The organism is Streptomyces sp. NPDC001880 (genome assembly GCF_053594575.1).
On sequence record NZ_JBSFET010000113.1, the window covers coordinates 1 to 15,816 of the forward strand.

At 68.4% G+C, this 15,816-nt stretch carries 13 protein-coding genes and 5 pseudogenes; 7 read left to right on the forward strand and 11 right to left on the reverse strand.

All coding sequences use genetic code 11. The features are described 5' to 3' along the window. The 3 genes from ACWCQ6_RS32085 to ACWCQ6_RS32095 all read right to left on the reverse strand — a co-directional run. On the reverse strand, nt 1–398 hold a 398-nt coding region (locus tag ACWCQ6_RS32085; RefSeq protein ID WP_451095224.1), incomplete at its 3' end, for an Hsp70 family protein. A 131-nt stretch (nt 399–529) separates the two neighbouring features. Continuing rightward, nucleotides 530–796: an Hsp20/alpha crystallin family protein gene (locus tag ACWCQ6_RS32090; RefSeq protein ID WP_451095226.1), complete on the reverse strand. Its 267-nt coding sequence runs from the start codon at nt 794–796 to the stop codon at nt 530–532. A 376-nt stretch (nt 797–1,172) separates the two neighbouring features. After that, complete coding sequence (locus tag ACWCQ6_RS32095) at nt 1,173–1,403, reverse strand: DUF6480 family protein (RefSeq protein WP_072489601.1); 231 nt, start codon at nt 1,401–1,403, stop codon at nt 1,173–1,175. 660 nt (nt 1,404–2,063) lie between these two features. Here ACWCQ6_RS32095 and ACWCQ6_RS32100 point away from each other — a divergent pair. Then, nucleotides 2,064–2,410, forward strand: a pseudogene (locus ACWCQ6_RS32100) (LuxR C-terminal-related transcriptional regulator); the annotation flags it as partial. Nucleotide 2,411: 1 nt separating this feature from the next. Here the strand turns inward: ACWCQ6_RS32100 and ACWCQ6_RS32105 are convergent. Then, nucleotides 2,412–2,558 (reverse strand): hypothetical protein, encoded by a 147-nt coding sequence (locus ACWCQ6_RS32105; RefSeq protein WP_451095228.1) that lies wholly within the window; start codon nt 2,556–2,558, stop codon nt 2,412–2,414. A 69-nt stretch (nt 2,559–2,627) separates the two neighbouring features. Between ACWCQ6_RS32105 and ACWCQ6_RS32110 the strand changes: the two genes are divergently transcribed. Together ACWCQ6_RS32110 and ACWCQ6_RS32115 are read left to right on the forward strand one after the other, a co-directional pair. Beyond that, nucleotides 2,628–3,149 carry a DUF721 domain-containing protein gene (locus ACWCQ6_RS32110; RefSeq protein ID WP_451095230.1) on the forward strand — a complete coding sequence of 174 codons (522 nt, stop codon included), beginning with the start codon at nt 2,628–2,630 and terminating at the stop codon, nt 3,147–3,149. Between the two features lie 178 nt (nt 3,150–3,327). Beyond that, nucleotides 3,328–3,996, forward strand: coding sequence for a DUF4232 domain-containing protein (locus ACWCQ6_RS32115; protein WP_451095232.1), 669 nt, complete (start codon nt 3,328–3,330; stop codon nt 3,994–3,996). A 93-nt stretch (nt 3,997–4,089) separates the two neighbouring features. Here ACWCQ6_RS32115 and ACWCQ6_RS32120 read toward each other — a convergent pair. The 3 genes and pseudogenes from ACWCQ6_RS32120 to ACWCQ6_RS32130 form a co-directional block, all read right to left on the reverse strand. Further along, nucleotides 4,090–4,771: pseudogene (locus ACWCQ6_RS32120) on the reverse strand (alpha/beta fold hydrolase). A 436-nt stretch (nt 4,772–5,207) separates the two neighbouring features. Beyond that, entirely contained in the window at nt 5,208–6,026 is an 819-nt protein-coding gene (locus ACWCQ6_RS32125) for an endo alpha-1,4 polygalactosaminidase (RefSeq protein ID WP_451095246.1), read from the reverse strand. A gap of 145 nt (nt 6,027–6,171) precedes the next feature. Beyond that, nucleotides 6,172–6,381: a hypothetical protein gene (locus ACWCQ6_RS32130; protein WP_451095234.1), complete on the reverse strand. Its 210-nt coding sequence runs from the start codon at nt 6,379–6,381 to the stop codon at nt 6,172–6,174. Nucleotides 6,382–7,014: 633 nt separating this feature from the next. On the opposite strand from ACWCQ6_RS32130, the pseudogene ACWCQ6_RS32135 reads away from it, so the two are divergent. Both ACWCQ6_RS32135 and ACWCQ6_RS32140 read left to right on the forward strand, forming a co-directional pair. Then, nucleotides 7,015–7,257 (forward strand): annotated as a pseudogene (locus ACWCQ6_RS32135) (IS5 family transposase); the annotation flags it as partial. An 815-nt stretch (nt 7,258–8,072) separates the two neighbouring features. Continuing rightward, nucleotides 8,073–8,489, forward strand: a pseudogene (locus tag ACWCQ6_RS32140) (IS3-like element ISRhosp1 family transposase); the annotation flags it as partial. Nucleotides 8,490–9,080: 591 nt separating this feature from the next. Here ACWCQ6_RS32140 and ACWCQ6_RS32145 read toward each other — a convergent pair. The 4 genes and pseudogenes from ACWCQ6_RS32145 to ACWCQ6_RS32160 form a co-directional block, all read right to left on the reverse strand. Then, on the reverse strand, nt 9,081–10,994 hold the full coding sequence (locus ACWCQ6_RS32145; protein WP_451095236.1) for a hypothetical protein: 1,914 nt from the start codon (nt 10,992–10,994) through the stop codon (nt 9,081–9,083). Nucleotides 10,995–11,724: 730 nt separating this feature from the next. Beyond that, nucleotides 11,725–11,954, reverse strand: a pseudogene (locus ACWCQ6_RS32150) (hypothetical protein); the annotation flags it as partial. Between the two features lie 277 nt (nt 11,955–12,231). Next, on the reverse strand, nt 12,232–12,702 hold the full coding sequence (locus ACWCQ6_RS32155) for a GNAT family N-acetyltransferase (RefSeq protein WP_451095238.1): 471 nt from the start codon (nt 12,700–12,702) through the stop codon (nt 12,232–12,234). A 491-nt stretch (nt 12,703–13,193) separates the two neighbouring features. Further along, nucleotides 13,194–13,775 (reverse strand): TetR/AcrR family transcriptional regulator, encoded by a 582-nt coding sequence (locus ACWCQ6_RS32160; RefSeq protein WP_451095240.1) that lies wholly within the window; start codon nt 13,773–13,775, stop codon nt 13,194–13,196. Nucleotides 13,776–14,064: 289 nt separating this feature from the next. Between ACWCQ6_RS32160 and ACWCQ6_RS32165 the strand changes: the two genes are divergently transcribed. Beyond that, nucleotides 14,065–14,583 (forward strand): NAD(P)/FAD-dependent oxidoreductase, encoded by a 519-nt coding sequence (locus tag ACWCQ6_RS32165; protein WP_451095242.1) that lies wholly within the window; start codon nt 14,065–14,067, stop codon nt 14,581–14,583. Continuing rightward, entirely contained in the window at nt 14,565–15,056 is a 492-nt protein-coding gene (locus tag ACWCQ6_RS32170; RefSeq protein WP_451095244.1) for an NAD(P)/FAD-dependent oxidoreductase, read from the forward strand. Before ACWCQ6_RS32165 ends, ACWCQ6_RS32170 begins: the two co-directional genes overlap by 19 nt. The last annotated feature ends 760 nt before the right edge of the window (nt 15,057–15,816 follow it).

A 15,816-nucleotide genomic window follows, 5' to 3' on the forward strand; every position in this document is an offset into this window, starting at 1 on the left:
CGCTGGCTGTCGTTGAAGTACGCCGGGACGGTGACGACCGCGTCCGTCACGTCCTCACCCAGGTACGCCTCGGCGTCCCGCTTCAGCTTCTGCAGGACCCGCGCCAAGATCTCCTGCGCCGTGTACCGCTTGCCGTCGATGTCACCGGACTCCGGGAAACGCCACTGCGTCTCGCCCATGTGCCGCTTCACCGACCGCGCGGTGCGCTCGATGTTGGTCACGGACTGGCGCTTGGCGACCTCACCGACCAGCACCTCACCCTTCTGCTTCGAGAAGCCGACCACCGACGGTGTGGTCCGCAAGCCCTCTGCGTTGGTGATGACGGTCGGCTCGCCGCCCTCAAGGACGGCGACCACGGAGTTGGTCGTACCCAGGTCAATGCCTACCGCCCGTGTCATCACTCGCTCCCTTCAAACGTGTGTTCCGGATACGTGACTGCCCCGGCTGTCGGCTACCCGAGGGGCAGCCGCAACGACGAGCCGAGGGGGCGGGGGACAAGGAGCGGGCAGCCCCTCGACTTCGCTGCCGCTCAGAGGCTGATCTTCTTGGGTGAGCCGTATCCGGCCCTGATCTCGATCTTCCGCGGCTTGGCCCGCTCGGCGACCGGAATGGTCAGCCGCAGCACGCCTCCGTCGTAGGAGGCGGCGATGCGGTCGGTGTCCAGCGTCTCGCCCAGGAACAGCCGCCGACTGAAAGATCCGGTCGGGCGCTCCGCAATCAGCACGTCGCTGCCGTCGCTGGACGCGCCGATCCGGCGCTCCGCCTTCACGGTGATCACGTTCTGTTCGACATGCAAGTCGATGGAGTCGCGTTCAACGCCAGGCAGTCAGCCGGTCCATCTCGCGGAAGGGATCGATTCGCATGAGCATCCTGTTCGCCCTTTCCGCGTCACCGCCGCGTCCGAGGGCGCCCACACCCGGCGGGACGGTCACCGAGGCGATCACCCCCGCTGGGCACGGGGCCGTGCGCGTGTACGGGATCCGGAGGCAGTGGTGCTGACTACGGATCCGGGAGCCGTCCCCGGCGGGCTCCGTTTTCAAGCACCCCCGCTCAAAGAACCACGGCGGCGCCGCGCTGAGCGGAGCGCCCACGACGGCCCCGGCCACAGCGCTGCAGCAGCTGCTCCCCCTCAGCCACTCCCCGGTCAGTGCGGTCTCCTCAGGGGCGTGTCCTCACCCCACAGCCTTGAAAATCGCCAGCGCCGCCACCAGAAGCAGGACCAGGACAAACACCGCCAGGACTGGTGTCAGCGGTGTCGGGCGCCAGCTCCTCCGTGGGGCTTCCTGTGGGGGGCCGAGTTCGGAAACGCCTGACTCAGCGGGCGGTGTGGCACCGGCGGTCATCTGGGTGTCCTCCGGAACGGAGAGACCTTCGTCCGGCAGCTCTTCATGGATTCCGGCCATCACGTCCTCCTCACCCGCCGGAAGTCAGGCCCCTGCTCTCCTTGCCTCACCTGGGCGAACTTCGAGACGAGCGCGTTCTCCAGAGAAAGTGTCTATGCGAAATGAACGTACGCGCCTCCGGAAAGCGCCGGGTGCGGACGCGAAGAGCCGCACTGCGCCGTGTGAAGAGAATTCGTCACGACTCGCTGGCCGAGTGCCTTGGCGGGGCGTTTCTTCGGTCCGAGCGGCTTCCGATTCGGCGCTCACTTGGTGCCTACCCATGCGAGCCAGATCTATACACCCAGACCCCAGACCGGTGTGGGACGGCCGCTGTGCAGGCGCCGAGCCCATGGCAAGCGCCGTCGCCTTCTCGGCGGTGTGTAGCAGAAGCGGCGCACCGTGCCCATCACCAGACGGGCCTGATGGTTGACCTTGATCACGCGGCCGTTGACGACCAGGTCGCGGGGCGCAGGCCCAGGCGGCGGGCGGTCTCCGCCGGCGGCAGGTGAGCGGACTTCTGGACGCGGTTGGCATACCGGCGCCCGACCGCTCGGTAGGCGAAGGAGTGCGCGGTACGGCACTCCGCGTTCGGGCCGAACACAATCTTCGGGTGATCGGCGATCTCCGGTTGAAGGAGACATACACCCCGCGGCGGCCCCCATCAACACCCGGGTTGAGGTCTTCCCTATCAAGGACTCGGGCCCCGCCCTGCTCGTCGAGGCCATCAGGGCGGCCGCCTCCGGCGAGGCCCTGGTGAGCCCGGCGATCAGGTCCGACTGCTGCGGCACCTCAACAGCGCCGCGCCCGCTCCGCGCGAGCCGCACACCGCGCTCGCCGAGCGGGAGAAGGACCTGGTGCGCCTGGTCGCCCGAGGCCTGACGAACGCCGAGATCGCCGACGAGCTGACCATCTCGGTGGGCACGGTGAAGACCCACCTCGGAAATGTTCAGACGAAGCTGTCCGCCCGCAACCGCGTGGAGATCGCGGCTTGGGCCTGGGAGTCGGGGGTGGTGGAGGGGCGGGGGTGAGTCACGCTCGGTGGCCGCGTTCATGGCCCGCGCCGACGAATGCAGGTGCGGCTTGCACGCGGATCCCGAGCGCTTCGCAGGCGCCCGTGAACGCCTTCGACAGGAACACCTTCCCCCGGTCCACCACCACCGTCTCCGGCACCACCACCGGCCGTGCGGCCGCCCCATGAAGTCGTCCAGCGGCATCAGCCGCTCCCCGGGCAGGACCGTGCTGTTCATGAAGCGCAGGACATCGGGCCAGGTCGGCCGCGCCGGGTGTGGCACCGCCATCTCCGCGAGCAGCAAAGCAGGGTCGACGGCCTGGGGGCTCCCGGCCGCCGGCGCTTCCCCGCGGGAGCGGTGGGCGACCATCGCTCCCGAGCTGGCCGGGCGCGTCGCGGCCGTCGGCTTCGACCTGGACTCCGGCCGGCTCACCGTGTGCCCGGGGTCGTCGGCGTGGGCGACGAAGGCCCGCCTGGAGCAGACCCGGGTCATCGAGATCGCCAACAAGGCAGCGGGCCGCATCGTCGTTCGCGCCCTGCGGATCCTGCCGCCCGGCGCCGTACCCGTACCCGAGCCGGTCGACGTTGCTCTGGTGGCCCCGACCGACGTCGCCGTGGGCCCGGTGAGGATGCGGGAGATGGCATCGCCCGGCTTTCATCAGGCGCTCGCCGCTCACCAGGCCACCCGGACGGACCGGCACATCGACCAGGGCATCGCGGAAGCAGTCGGCGGCAGGCCTGCGCGATGCGCGAGCTGAGTCGGCGCGCGTTCCCGGCGGGCCAGGCACGGTGACCGTGCGGTGACGCCCGCCTTGGCGGACCGCCCGGTCAATGCGCCTGTGACAGAACGAAGACGTCGCGGAGGACCGCCTGTGACTCCGTGCGAGATACAAATACTTCCGACCAGATGCACCGCGCTACTCCCGGGGGAACACCGTGAAGTACACCCGTATCACTGCTCTCGCTGCCATCGGCGTCGCCGCCACCCTCTCGCTCACCGCCTGTGGCAGCGACAGCTCCGGGAAGGGCTCGTCCTCCAAGGGCTCCTCGTCCTCGTCTTCTTCGTCCTCGGACAGTGGCTCGAAGTCTGAGGACAGCTCGGGCTCCGGCGGATCGGGAGCCGGCAACGCGAAGTCGGGCTCCGGTGAGGACACCGAGGCAGAGACAGCCGCGAACGGCGCGACGACGACCGGCAGCAAGGTCACGTTCTGCAAGACGGAGGACCTGGCCATCGACGCCAGGGACGCCGCGCCCGACGAGGACTCCGGGAGGATCGACATCACCATGATCAACCGAGGTTCGACCACCTGCTCGGCGACGGGCTTCGCGGGCGTCGACATCAAGGACGCCGACAACACCTCGAACCCCATCGAGCGCGGCCACGCCCAGCCGCGTATCACCACCCTGAAGCCAGGAGACGCCGCTGTCTTCAACCTCGCCTACGACATCGACAACACCGGCGACAGCCTCGCGTCCCCGACCAACATCCTGGTGACGCCCCCGAACGAGACCCACACCGTGAACCTGAAGTGGCCTGCGGGCGCGGGGGAGATCAAGGGCGCCTACACCGACGTTGAGGTCTACCCCACGCACACGGCCAAGTAGGGGTGGTGTCCGCGGCCAGCCCTGTCAAGACCTGTGGATCGATGGCCATGTGCGGGGGTCTGACTTTGGTGTCGTTGTGACCGCGCAGGAGTTTCAGGCGAGGCCCTCGAGGAAGCCCGAGAGCGCGGTGTGCAGGATCTCGGGCTGTTCCAGATGCAGCTCGTGGCGGGTGCCGGGGATGCTCATGGACAGGGTGGCGGGTCGCTGCTGGAGCATCTCGTCGGCTTCCTGCGCAGGGACGAAGCTGGATTGGGCCAGGACGACCAGGGTGGGGCACGCGACCTGCCCCCACTCGTGCCGGAAGGAACGCTGGGCGTTCTCCGCCAGCGAGCGGACCATCACGTCCCGGTCGAAGCGAGGGCTACCATCCGCCCTCGCGCTCCTCCAGCCCGGCCGCCCAGCCTGCGCCGACCGGTCCGCCGCCGAGGAATGTGGCTGCCGCTTCGCGTGAGGGGAACTGTGTCGGCCATGAGTCGAGACATCCGCCGATGTTCACGGGGCCGTTCGGGTTTGCACCGCCGGGGCCGGCCTCGACGAGCACGAGCGCGCGGACGAGCCCGGGATGTGCGGCGGCGGTGAGCATGGCCGTGTGCCCGCCCAGCGACTGGCCGACCAGAACGGGCTGCTGCAGCGCCAGCTGATCGACAACGGCGAAGACGCCGGTGACGTAGGCAGCGTGGGAGACGTCCTGCGGGTGGCGCTCGCTGGCGCCGTGCCCGCGCTGGTCGACCGCGACGATCCGATACCGGGAGCTCAAGCGCCGTGCCAGCAGCATCCTGCGGCGTGGCCTCGGTCTCAGAGGAAAGAACGACGGCTGAGCTCGTGTGTCGCAGCGGTCTGCCGCTCCACCAACCAGTCCCGCGCCGTGCCGACGGCGTGACCTGGGTCCCCTCATCGACTCTGCCTGACAGGTAGTAACCCATGGTCGCGGTTCCGCCCCAGAGGTCCACGGCCAGAAACGGCAGTAGCCCCCGGTCCGGGACCGGTTGGTCCAGGCACCGGTCCCGGGTGAACCTGGAAGGGGGAGCAGTGCACCGGTACGGGCGCGACGAGATCCTCGGCCTGGCGCACTGCGACCACGATCTCGTCGTGGTCCTGGAAGCGGCGGGGACTGCCGACCCGGAGACGGCCCTGGACGACCCTCTTTGGGGGGAGCGGCGGGGAGGCCACGCACACGAATGGACCGAAGTATGCAAGGCCAGCCAAATGCGTCAGCAGTGCTCGAAGACGTAGGCCTTCTTCGTCGGGGGCACCAGGTTGCGGTCGCGCAGGATCGTCATCGCTGGGCGACTCTTCAGCGCGCACACCGAGGACCACCTCCGTCCGATGTTGTCCGAGTACTCGATGTCGATTACGTGCTTGCCGTACGCCTTCGTGTACGCGTCGCACTCCTGATACTTGACGCACTCCTCGGCGACGACGAAGTCGAATCCGGTGCTCTTCCGGCCGGAGGTACCAAGTTGAGGGGTGTTCTTCTGTCCGGCGGCGAGCCCGTCGCGGTGCGCGATCCGCACGAGCGACTTCGCCAGTGCGAGGTTCCCGGACCGTGTCAATGCCCCGTGCGACCGGGTCCACGAGTCGAGATTGTCGAATTCCACGGCGTCGAACCCGCGGTCGGCGCAACGGGCGATCGACTTCGTCAACACCTTCGTGATCGTGGCGCGCTTCGCTGCGGTCGTGGTATCGAGGAGCATTTCATCCGGCCAGCCCGGGTCGGACACAGGGTTACCGGTGGAATCCCGCAGGATCGCGGCCGGGTACTTCGACTTCCACAGGCCAGCGTCTTCTGGCTGGGTCTGGAACCCGTTGACGTAGCAGATGTTGTACTTGCCCTCCGCCGGGTGCGCAGTGCTGTCCCGCTCCACGATGGTTACCCCGGCGGGCGGTGTGTACGGCCTGCCGAGCTGGTAATCCGGCACCCCCGAGACAGGCAGGTTTGTATATTGGATGTCGGAATCGTCAGAGCCGGATGTGGCACTCTCAGCGGCACATCCGGCGATGCTGGGCACCGCTACGAGCGATACCGCCACGGTCAGCAAGAAGGTATGGGTTCGCGTTCGCACGTCAGCAAGCCTCGCATGTCTGACCCCGCGCCCGAACACACCATGGGCCCCGGCACAACATCCCCGCGGCCCGGCTATGGAGTCGCGCTGTCCAGCGACGGCGCGACTCCGGTCACGTCGTGGCCAGCTCCGGAACTTCGAGCGCGCCAGCGACCTTTTGAGCCATCGCGGCCACCTTCGGCGGGAACCGGTCCAGCGAACTGCGGGCGTCGCAGAGCTTCGCCCGCAGCCCGCGCAGGCACGCGTCGGTGAACAGCCTCTGCGGATCCTCCTGCGGCCGCTGCGCTTTCGACACCACTCTGCGCCCGCTGTTGTACTGCATGCAGGGCCACGACGGATCACCACCGACGCACGCCGGGCGCCTCGTCGCCCAGCAGACCCGCCGGACGTGCCCACTCCCCTTGCCAGGCCCAACGGCCCGGTCGTACTGCTGGGAGAGCTGGCGATGGGACGCCAGTCGTACTCACTCACGCCGATGCGGCGGCAGTACGCCGCGATCAGCATGCTGCCATGTTCATCGTGTCCGTCGCGTCCGTGGCCCGGCACAGCGTCATCTGCTTACAGTCGTACGCGACATCGGGTTCTGTGTACCGCAGGACTTCCTGACAGTCCTGCACTGCTTCGGAGACCAGCTGGTGAACCACCTGCCGTGGTGGCTTGGACGGGATCCTTCGATCGGCCCGATCAGCAGGAATGACACCTACACTTACGGCTGCCGAAGGGCTACAGCGACCGTCACCCGGCCGCAGAACGCAGGCTCGACGACGCGACGGCTGGCCGCTGCCCCGGTTCCCGATTTCTCACGAAGGCGCGTCGGCTTCGGGAACATTGGAGGGTCAGGAAGAAACTTGAGTTGGCGAGCTTGCCGTTGCTGTCATAGGTCGCCACGGCGATGGTGCTGGCGTCGTTCTGGCAGCGCGAAGTCGGCCGGGGGTAGACCCGAATGGTCCCGCAGCGCAAGCGCGGTATCCGCTGCACGATCCCGGAGAAACGCGGCCAGATCGCCAACCGCAAGAAGCACGGTTCCCGCGGTGGCCGGCCGCCGAACTTCGACGCGGCCGATTACAAAGAGCGCCACGCGGTGGAGTGCGGCATCAACCGCCTCAAGCGCCACCGCGCGGTGGCGACAAGGTACGGCAAGCTCTCCGTCCGCTACGAGGCGACCGTGCTGATCGCGGCCATCAACGAGTGGCTGTGATCGCCACCGCTTGCGGGCCAGCAGCTGCACAGCCTGCGACCGGTGGCCGTTCATCGTGGCCACCTCGATTCGGCACTCCTCGACCAGGTCGAAGTCCGACAGCAAAGCGTGCAGCTCCGCCATGTCGTGGTGCCGGCACACCGCACCGTCGTCCGTGGCGAACACCCCGTACGGTGTGCCACGCACAGGACGATGGCCCGCTCTGGCGGGTCCAGGTACAGGCCGACGACGTCACGGACCTTCTCGAGGCCGACGCCTGAACGCCGCTCCATCGCGAACGACTTGGTGCATTCGCAGTTGATCGCGGTGTCAGGGCGGCAGCAACCGGGCGAAGGGCGACAAGGATCCGGGGAACTGGAAGCCGCCGCTGAAGTCGTACCACTGCACCTACAGCCGGGCCTGGATCAGCGTGAAGGCCACCTACCACCTCACCGCCAACCCTGCCGAGGCCACCGCCCTGTCCCAGATGCTCGACACCTGCGCCACCTGACCCCACCGGGCACGTGGCCCGGCGAACCGCCGCCGCCCCGCCGCAGCCGCCGGATGGACCCAGCCGCGCCGTCCGCGCCTGACCTGCCGCGGGGGAACGGAAGCAGGAACCCCGCCCCGGCCCCCCTCTTCCCCCGCGGCGACCCACCCACGGCACCTGGTAGGACAGGGCGGCCCGCCGCGCGCAGCTTCTCCTGCTCCCGCGCACTACGGGCCGCCGCGCGGACGCTATTCGCTCGCACCACCGGGGATGCCGGGACTGAGGCTGATCCCTTGGAGTGGACACCCTGACAATGGATCTTGATGGTCCAGGAAGGGATGTCCAGGTGGGATGCCAGTCTCCATGCTCGGAGGGGTTCCGGAGGGACGCCGTCGTGCTGTATCGCGCGGGCGGCGGCAAGCGCACGTATGCGGCGGTGGCCGCGGATCTCGGGATCACGGCCGGGTCTCTGCGCACGTGGGTCGGCAAGGACGGCGGAGTACCGGCGTCGACCGCTCGTGGCGGGAACGGCCTGGAGGGCCGGGCCGAGGAGCTGACCCGGCTGCGGGCCTAGAACGCCAGGCTGCTGAAGGCAGAAGGAGTGGCAGCTGGAGCGCGAGATCCTGCGCCGGGCAGCCGCCTGTTGCGCCGAGGAGGTGAAGTGAAGGACCGCCGCTGGGACTTCACCTCCGGTCACCGCGCCGACTTCGGCGTGCAGCGGCTGTGCCGGGTGATGGGTGTGTCCCGCGCCGGCTACTACCGGTGATATCCGTGCGGGGGCTTGTGGGACCCATGACGGGGCTGTGCTGCAGTCCCGCGCTCACACACCTGTCCGCTGTCCACAGGCCCGCACCCGCAGAGTGCTGAGCCATGCCAACTCGTACCCCTGCCACCGCCCGGCGCAAGGCCAAGAAGGCCCGCTGCGGCATCGTGCACTGGCGCTTCCTCACCCATGCCCAGCAGGAATCGCTGATCACCCGCTACCCACACAACCCCCGGGCCCAGAGGACGACGCAGCGCGCCTGGCGCTCGACAACACGTTGCGTCAGGCGGCCTACAGCTGACGAAAGTATCTGCCCTTTGGACCAGCGGTAATGCCGCCTCACGGAGCAGCATCGTATCGACCCGCCGCGAGCACACCGCCGCCCGCGAGCACGGCATGCACGCCCTGCGGCAACTTCTACGCGTCCGTCCTCCTGATTGAGACGACACACCGGTGAGGCCGGCGTCGTTGCGCAGGTGCCGCAGGCGGGCCGCGAGCGCCTCACGGGCTCCTTGGGCGCCCGACGAAGGGGAGATCTCAGCGGTGCCTCAGGGCGCGGGCGGCGGCAGGGTGGCGCCGCCCGTACCCGGGTCAGAGACCCGAACTGAGGGCCGGCGTACCGCTCGAAGTGACGTGCGCCGTGCCGTCGGCGTCCAGCCATGCGATTCCGCTGCCGAACTTGTCCACGTCGTAGTTCTTCCAGCCGGTCGCGGCGGACAGGTCTGCCAGCGTCCGGGGCGCGGCGACGGTGCCGGTGTGGAAGTCGGTGAGCTGCAGCTTGCCCGCGGCTGTGTCGTGGTTGACGAGGAAGCCGTCTCCGAGCTTTCCGCGTTTGGGCAGACTGATGCTGGCACCGGACTTCAGGTCGTACACGCCGAACGGGGTCGACTGGTCGCCGGTCATGTCCTGGCCCAGGCAGTCCCAGTACATCCAGCGCCCGGCGACCTGGATGTCGCGGATCACGCACGAGGCGCCGACCGTGTACGGGGTGATCGCGCCGGAGACCAAATCGCGTGCCTCGACGCGGCCGCCGGTGCCGTCCGTGGTCCACAGCGTGGATCCCCTGAGCGCGGCCGCCGGGGTCTTCAGCTGCTGGACCACCGCCCCGCCACCGGGTGCTTCGAAATCGACGACCACCCGCTCGTCGCCACCTCCGTAGACCGCGTACCGCCCGGCGGCGTCGCGCAGGCCGCGGCCCGAGGTCGGCGGCATGGTGCGGTCGAGGGGCACGACCTCGGTGCGCGTACCGCCCGCCTTTGCGCGGACCAGGACGTCCCGCTGAGAGGCTTCGTCGTACCGTACATGGACGACCGAACCGTCCCCCGCGCCCAGCGGCTGGCCGTAACTGCCACCGAGAGGGGCGGTGGTGACCTCGGAGCGTGCCCCCGCCGACGGCGTACCGGTGAGGGTCACCTCGCGGGTCTGATAGGAGGGCCGCGGCCCGCTGTCTTCCTCCTTGGTGACCAACTGGCCACCGGAGAGGGCGATGCCGCGCAGAACGGCGGGCGCGGCGGGTACCTCGGCGAGCGTGCGCAGCGTCGGGCGGCCGTCCGGCCCGGTCTCGACCCGGCGCACCGCCCAGTCGCCGGCGTGCGCGCCGCCTACCGTCACCGCTCCGCCGCCGGGGACCTGAGGCAGGTCGGGCTGCGCCGCGTCCAGCAGGGTGATGGGTGAACCGCCGCTGAGCGGGGTGGCCTTGAGGGGGCCTCCCCGACGCGCGGGAGGGTTCTGCTCGGTGGGGGCCTGCGGCCGGTAGGTTGTGAGGAGCCACTCGCCGGCCAGTCCGACGACGGGGGTGCCCTCGTCGGAGGGCGGCACGGTGACGGATGTCTGTGCCCCGGACGGGTCGTCGCGGCGGATCACCCGGGCCTGGCTCATGCCTTTCTGGTACCAGGCGATGTGGGTGGGGGAAACGGCGGCCTGGACGGACCAGGGCTCGTCGACGGCGACGTTGGTGGAGACGGGCGTCAGGGTGCCGGTCGTCAGGTCGACGAGGCCGATGGTGTGCGCGCGGGTGAACCTCACGACGGCCAGCTGCCCGTCCCCGGCGGCGACCGGGTACCGGTCGAAACGCAGTCCCGGCGGTGGTTCGATCGGGGTTTCGGTGGTCGCGCCGTCCTGGAGCCGGAGGATGTGCAGCTTGTCCACCTGCCACACCTCGTTGTAGGAGAACGTCAGCACGGTCCGCCCGAAGGAAGCGACGGTGTACTGACCGTCAGGCACGGTGAGCGGCGTCGACTCGCCCGTCGCCGGGTCCCGCAGCTGCACGACTCCGCTCGCACCGACGGGCACGGGAAGGATGTCCGTCCCCGCCCCGTAGTAGCCCTGCTGACCCGGCAGTTGGCCGGTGAAGTTCTCGACGGTCCGCTCGGTCCCGTCGTATCCGCGCCACTGGTACGGGGCGGTGGAGCCGTCGTCCGTCTCCCGCCGGTGGAGATAGCCGGTATCTCCGGCGGCGTACAGCACGTCCTGGACGGGCGTGTATCTGTCCGGTGTGGTCAGCACGACCTCTGGCGCCTTGGATCCTTCGGCGTGGGCTGTGGGAGAGACGGCGGCGACGGGCACGGCAGCGAGTGCGAGGACGAGAGCGAGACGACGTGCAGAATCGGGCGCATGTTTGAATTTTATGTTCATGTACATCTCAGCGCCGGACGGGTCGAAAGCATCACACCGGCCGCGGCGGGGCCCTCGACGTGGACCGGATCGCCGACGACCGGGCGGTGGTGTCGCCCTAGGCCGGGTGGGGCGAGGGCCGCCCCTCGAGCCCGCGAGCGGCCCGCCCGAGTCGCGTCAGCGCCCGGCGGACCCGCCCCGGCCGACACGTCCGAGGCCTTCGTCGTCGACTGCCGCACGGCTTCCGGCTTCTCCTCCCGCTCCCCGTCCTTCCGCACACCGCTACCGGCTTCCGCCCGGCCCTTGCCTTCGCCGGCCTCGCGGCCGAGCAGCGCAGTAGTCCGCCACCTCCGCCGCGCCTCCGGCGGCTTCCTCCAGGCGCGTTGAGGCGGTCGAGTCTGCGGCCTTGGGGCCGAGCGCGCCGGACCAGAACAAACGACGACCCGCTGCTACTACCCGGCGCCGACTGCCCACGAGCGGCAGCACGGTGCCGGCCCGGTCTCCGGCCGCCCCCGGGCGAGCGCGCTGCATGAGCAGCACCGGTGTGCCGACTGAGTCGTGCGAATGCTGCGTTGCACGCCAGACCCACCGTGCAGCAGGACCAGGAGGACGAGCAGCGCCAGGTGCGCAGCGCGGTGACCCAGTACAGGAGCCGTACGCGCTCGACTTCGTCGGCGTGCTGGCGCAGCTGGGGCCGGCGGTGTCGCCGGGGATCGGCTCGTCGACATCGGGGTCGACGGAGATGACGACCAGGGTGCGGATCGCCGCCTCGCTGGTCAGGTTCTCCAGCTGCTTGGCGGCGGAGTCGGAGAACGCGATCCTGGCGCGGCGTGCGCCGTGCTGCGGGGCCATCAGGCGACTGCCAGGCGCTGGGCGGCGAGGCGGGTGAGGTGGGCCTCGCGCAGCTCCTCCTGGGAGCTCTCACCCCCTGACCAGGTAATCCTCACCCAGTGACCAGCTAATCCTCACCACTTGTCCAACACCAGCACCCGGCCATCGAAGCTCAACACCCCATGAAAGAAACCGAATCAGCCCAGCCCACAGCATCCAAGGCGGACACGAACCGAGAACCACCCCGGACAAGGAAGCGAAGACTCCCACAAAACCGTCCCCGGCTTCCCGTATGAGTTCACCGAGCGGGGAAGGCGAGCCGCAGAACGATCTCGCCGTCGTCGATCTCCCCGGTGGGCTCGAACCCGAACTTCTGGTAGAAGGGCCACGGTTCGCCGTCGCCGGGCTCGTAGCTGGTCAGCAGCTCGGTGGCGCCGTCCGCGCGAACCAGGGCGACGATCTGCGTGAGCGCCTCTCGGCCGATCCCTCGCCTCTGGTACCGCTTGCCGACGAGGAGGCGCCAGAGGAAGTGCCGCCCTTTGAAAGGACCAGCCGGCGGTTTCCACGACAGCATCACGAAGCCGACTGGCTCGTCGCCACGGTAGACGGCGCGGTACCAGGGATTGGCCTCCGGCGTCTTTGCCGCCTCCTTGAGCGACTTGGACACGGAGGCGACGAACTGCTTCTGGTCACGTCGGACGTGGAGGGCACGAACGGCATCCCGGTTGTCGTCGGTGATCTCTCGTAGGTGCACGCCTGGGGACCTCATGCCACACCCCTTCCTACATCCGGCAGCTGCGCCATACGGGCTGATGTGAAGAGCTGCCACTGAGCGGCATTCCCTTGTGCGTACGCGTTATCAAGGACGCCAGGTTGGACGTCTTCGCAGCGTATTCGACACAGGCGATCCGGAGCGGGACTGGCACGCCGGGCTGTGACCGCGCCCGAGGCAGCTCCTGGTGAAGAGCAACTCGGCCGGTGCTGTCACGTTGTTGAGCGAGAGGTGTCCTGAGGGTGTGTCGGGGTGTGGTGGAGCCGGGTTCCGTTGCTGTGGTCAGGGTGTGGCGTTGCAGGCGGGGGAGCGGGTTTCGGCTGCTCTCGCGGCGGCAGGTATGCAGAGGCAGCGGACCAGGGCAACCGAAACCCTTGGGTACGGCTCATGGCGCATGCACGCCGGCATGGCGGCACGAAGATCCTAAACTTGAATCGTGTTCGAGTTTAGGGGGTTGCAGAGGGTGCCGTCAAAGGTCGTTGCGCACCTCAGTCCGCTTGAGCGGTCGTACTGCCAGCCGCGTACGTCCCGAGGTAGGCGCTCACCAGTCGCTTGAGCTCCGTCATTGTTGCCTCATCGCCGTTCCGGTCCTGCTTGAACGCGACGTCGAAGAGGTGTCCGCCGGCCTCGAAGGCCAGCCTCATGGCGAGTAGCGGCGTGTCGGCGCGCAGTAGTCGACGATCGATGACCAGTCTCCACATGTGTTCGGAGACGTGATCGTCGAACTCTTGAAAGAGGGCGGTCAGTGCCTCGTTGCGACCGGAGAACCACAGCTCGACGCAACTCGGATGCGTTCGGAAGTACTCGACGATCGGATCGAACACGACGGTCACCGCATCCGAGATCGATCGGAAGTCCTCCTCGCCGATGCGGTCCAGCTCGTCTGTCAGTGCATCGACGTGGCGCCTGATGATCGCCGCGTCCACCTGGTAGCGGTCGGAGAAGTAGTGGTACACCGACGGTGTAGGAATACCCGCCCGTTCGCCGATGGCCTTGAGGGTGGCGGCTTCGTAGCCGCCCTCCACCAGGATCTCCTCCGCGGCGTCCAGGATCGCCTTGACCCGGGCCACGCCGCGCCGCTGCAGTACGGCTTCCGGTCGGGCTGGTGCCTGATGGGTGGTGGGTGTGTCGCCCGTCGACGCGACGCGTCTTGACCCGCCACTGCTCCGCTTAGTCATGTCACGCCCCGGCCGGAAGAGCAAAGTCGATCACGAGTCGACATCGTAGCAGGCCATGGTCGCCACGACCCGAGCGTGCCTTTTGGCATCGCATCCCCAGTATGTTCAAACTCGATACGAGTTCGACATATTTCATCCGAAGCTGCACCGCCTGCGCAGCACACACATGAGGAACGGTGACATGAGCACCCGAAAGATCGAGTACACGCCGTTCACGGGATGGATCGATCCGCCGTCCGACGTCCTTCCGGCACTCAAGGGGGAGATCACCTGCGATGTGGCAGTCATCGGCGGCGGTCTCGGAGGCATGTCAACCGCCTTGCGCCTGGCCGAGCGCGGAGTCGACGTCGTTCTGCTCGAAGCAGAGTTCTGCGGCCACGGGTCGAGTTCGCGCAATGCCGGACAGCTGGCGGGTGGTCCAGGCGGCGACATCCAGATGCTCAATATTCTCTACCCCAAGCGCCTGCCCTCCATCGTGAGGTTCGCTGAGAACTCCGCCCATTTCATCGAGAGCCTGATGAAGCGCCTCGACATCGAGTGCGACTACGAGCCGACGGGCAATGTCGGTGTCGCAGTTTCGAAGGGCCAGATGGGCAGGGTCCGCAGGGGCGCCAAGATCCTCGCCAGGTGCGGCGCGACCGTAGAGGTTGGAAACAGCGCAGAGCTCGGGATCCCGCGCGGATGCAGAACTACCGGCTGACCCCGCGCAACACGATCGTAACCGGCGTGCGCAGGCTGCAGCGGGGAAAGCACCCGCTCTCGCCGGGACGCACGGCCGACGAGTCAGTGGTGGCCGGTCTCGTGGACGGGTTCAGGACGCACTTCCCCTCCTTTGCAGACGTCGAGTTCGACCGCGCGTGGGGCGGCTGGATAGCGGTCACGCCCAGCTGGCTGCCCGTGGCCGGCCAGGTCGCCGACAACATCTATTACTCGATCGGCTGCAATGGGCACGGCCTGGGACAAGCCCCCTACCTCGGGCAGCTGATCGCCGACCACATCCTCGGCGACGCCCCACACGAGGACCTCCTCGCCCTGTGGCGCAAGAAGCCCAAGTTCTTCCCCGCGCCGGCCATGACCCGGGCCGGTCTCCGTGCCGTCTGGCTCATTGACCGCATCGCCGACCGGTTCAACGGCAGTCGACGCAATGCCCGGCGGAGCCGAGCGAGTGCCTGACCTCGCGCGAGGGCGTCCGATCTCGATTGATCGCCTCTCATGCCCCGGGAGGCTTTGGTTTCGGCTCCGATGGCCGCCGCCCGTCACTGCGATCGAAGTTCGGTCTCGCGCGAGAAGCCCGACCATGTGCACGGCTGGCTGAAGAGCCATGGGCCGGCGTGCGGATAGCGATCGTCGCGCTGCTACGACGGTTCAAGGGCGTCGGTGGCGAAAACGCCACGTCGCCGTTGCTGCCGTCCGCCACTCGCCCTGAACCGCACCTAATCGAGCAGACCCGTGCCACGGCTCAAGCCCTCCAACATGTGCCGGGCCACCTCGGCGGTGGTGCCGAGCGCCGTGCAACTGCTGCAGCTGCTCCCCGGCGTCGTCGACCAGGGCCGTGATCAGCCCTCGCCGCTCGGTCGGCACGACCGAGCGCCACGTGGTCCCCGAACCGGGTGACGTGCGTTCTGAGGCTGATCCTTTGGAGTGGACACCCTGACAATGGATCTTGATGGTCCAGGGAGGGATGTTCAGGTGGGACGCAAGTCTGGCGGAAGCACACTCCCGCACACCCTCAAGTAACCGCACGCCAACAAGTTGACAATGCCCCCTGCGGTTGCCCCTGCTCCCTGGCCCGGGACCTGGGCCTGCCGCTGGTTCAGCAAGGATCGCCTGAGGGGCGTCGCCGACCCGTTCTTGCCATTACAGGTTCTTACGCATGGACATCGACGACACTTCGTAGCCGCTGTGGCGATACATTGCGATGGCCGCCTCGTTG

Excerpts from the sequence above, each read along its gene's own strand:
- ACWCQ6_RS32110 (WP_451095230.1), top strand. The coding sequence starts at position 2,628 with ATGAAGCGCAGGACATCGGGCCAGGTCGGCCGCGCCGGGTGTGGCACC.
- ACWCQ6_RS32155 (WP_451095238.1), bottom strand. The coding sequence starts at position 12,702 with ATGAGGTCCCCAGGCGTGCACCTACGAGAGATCACCGACGACAACCGG.
- ACWCQ6_RS32130 (WP_451095234.1), bottom strand. The coding sequence starts at position 6,381 with ATGCAGTACAACAGCGGGCGCAGAGTGGTGTCGAAAGCGCAGCGGCCG.
- ACWCQ6_RS32095 (WP_072489601.1), bottom strand. The coding sequence starts at position 1,403 with ATGGCCGGAATCCATGAAGAGCTGCCGGACGAAGGTCTCTCCGTTCCG.
- ACWCQ6_RS32165 (WP_451095242.1), top strand. The coding sequence starts at position 14,065 with ATGAGCACCCGAAAGATCGAGTACACGCCGTTCACGGGATGGATCGAT.
- ACWCQ6_RS32170 (WP_451095244.1), top strand. The coding sequence starts at position 14,565 with ATGCAGAACTACCGGCTGACCCCGCGCAACACGATCGTAACCGGCGTG.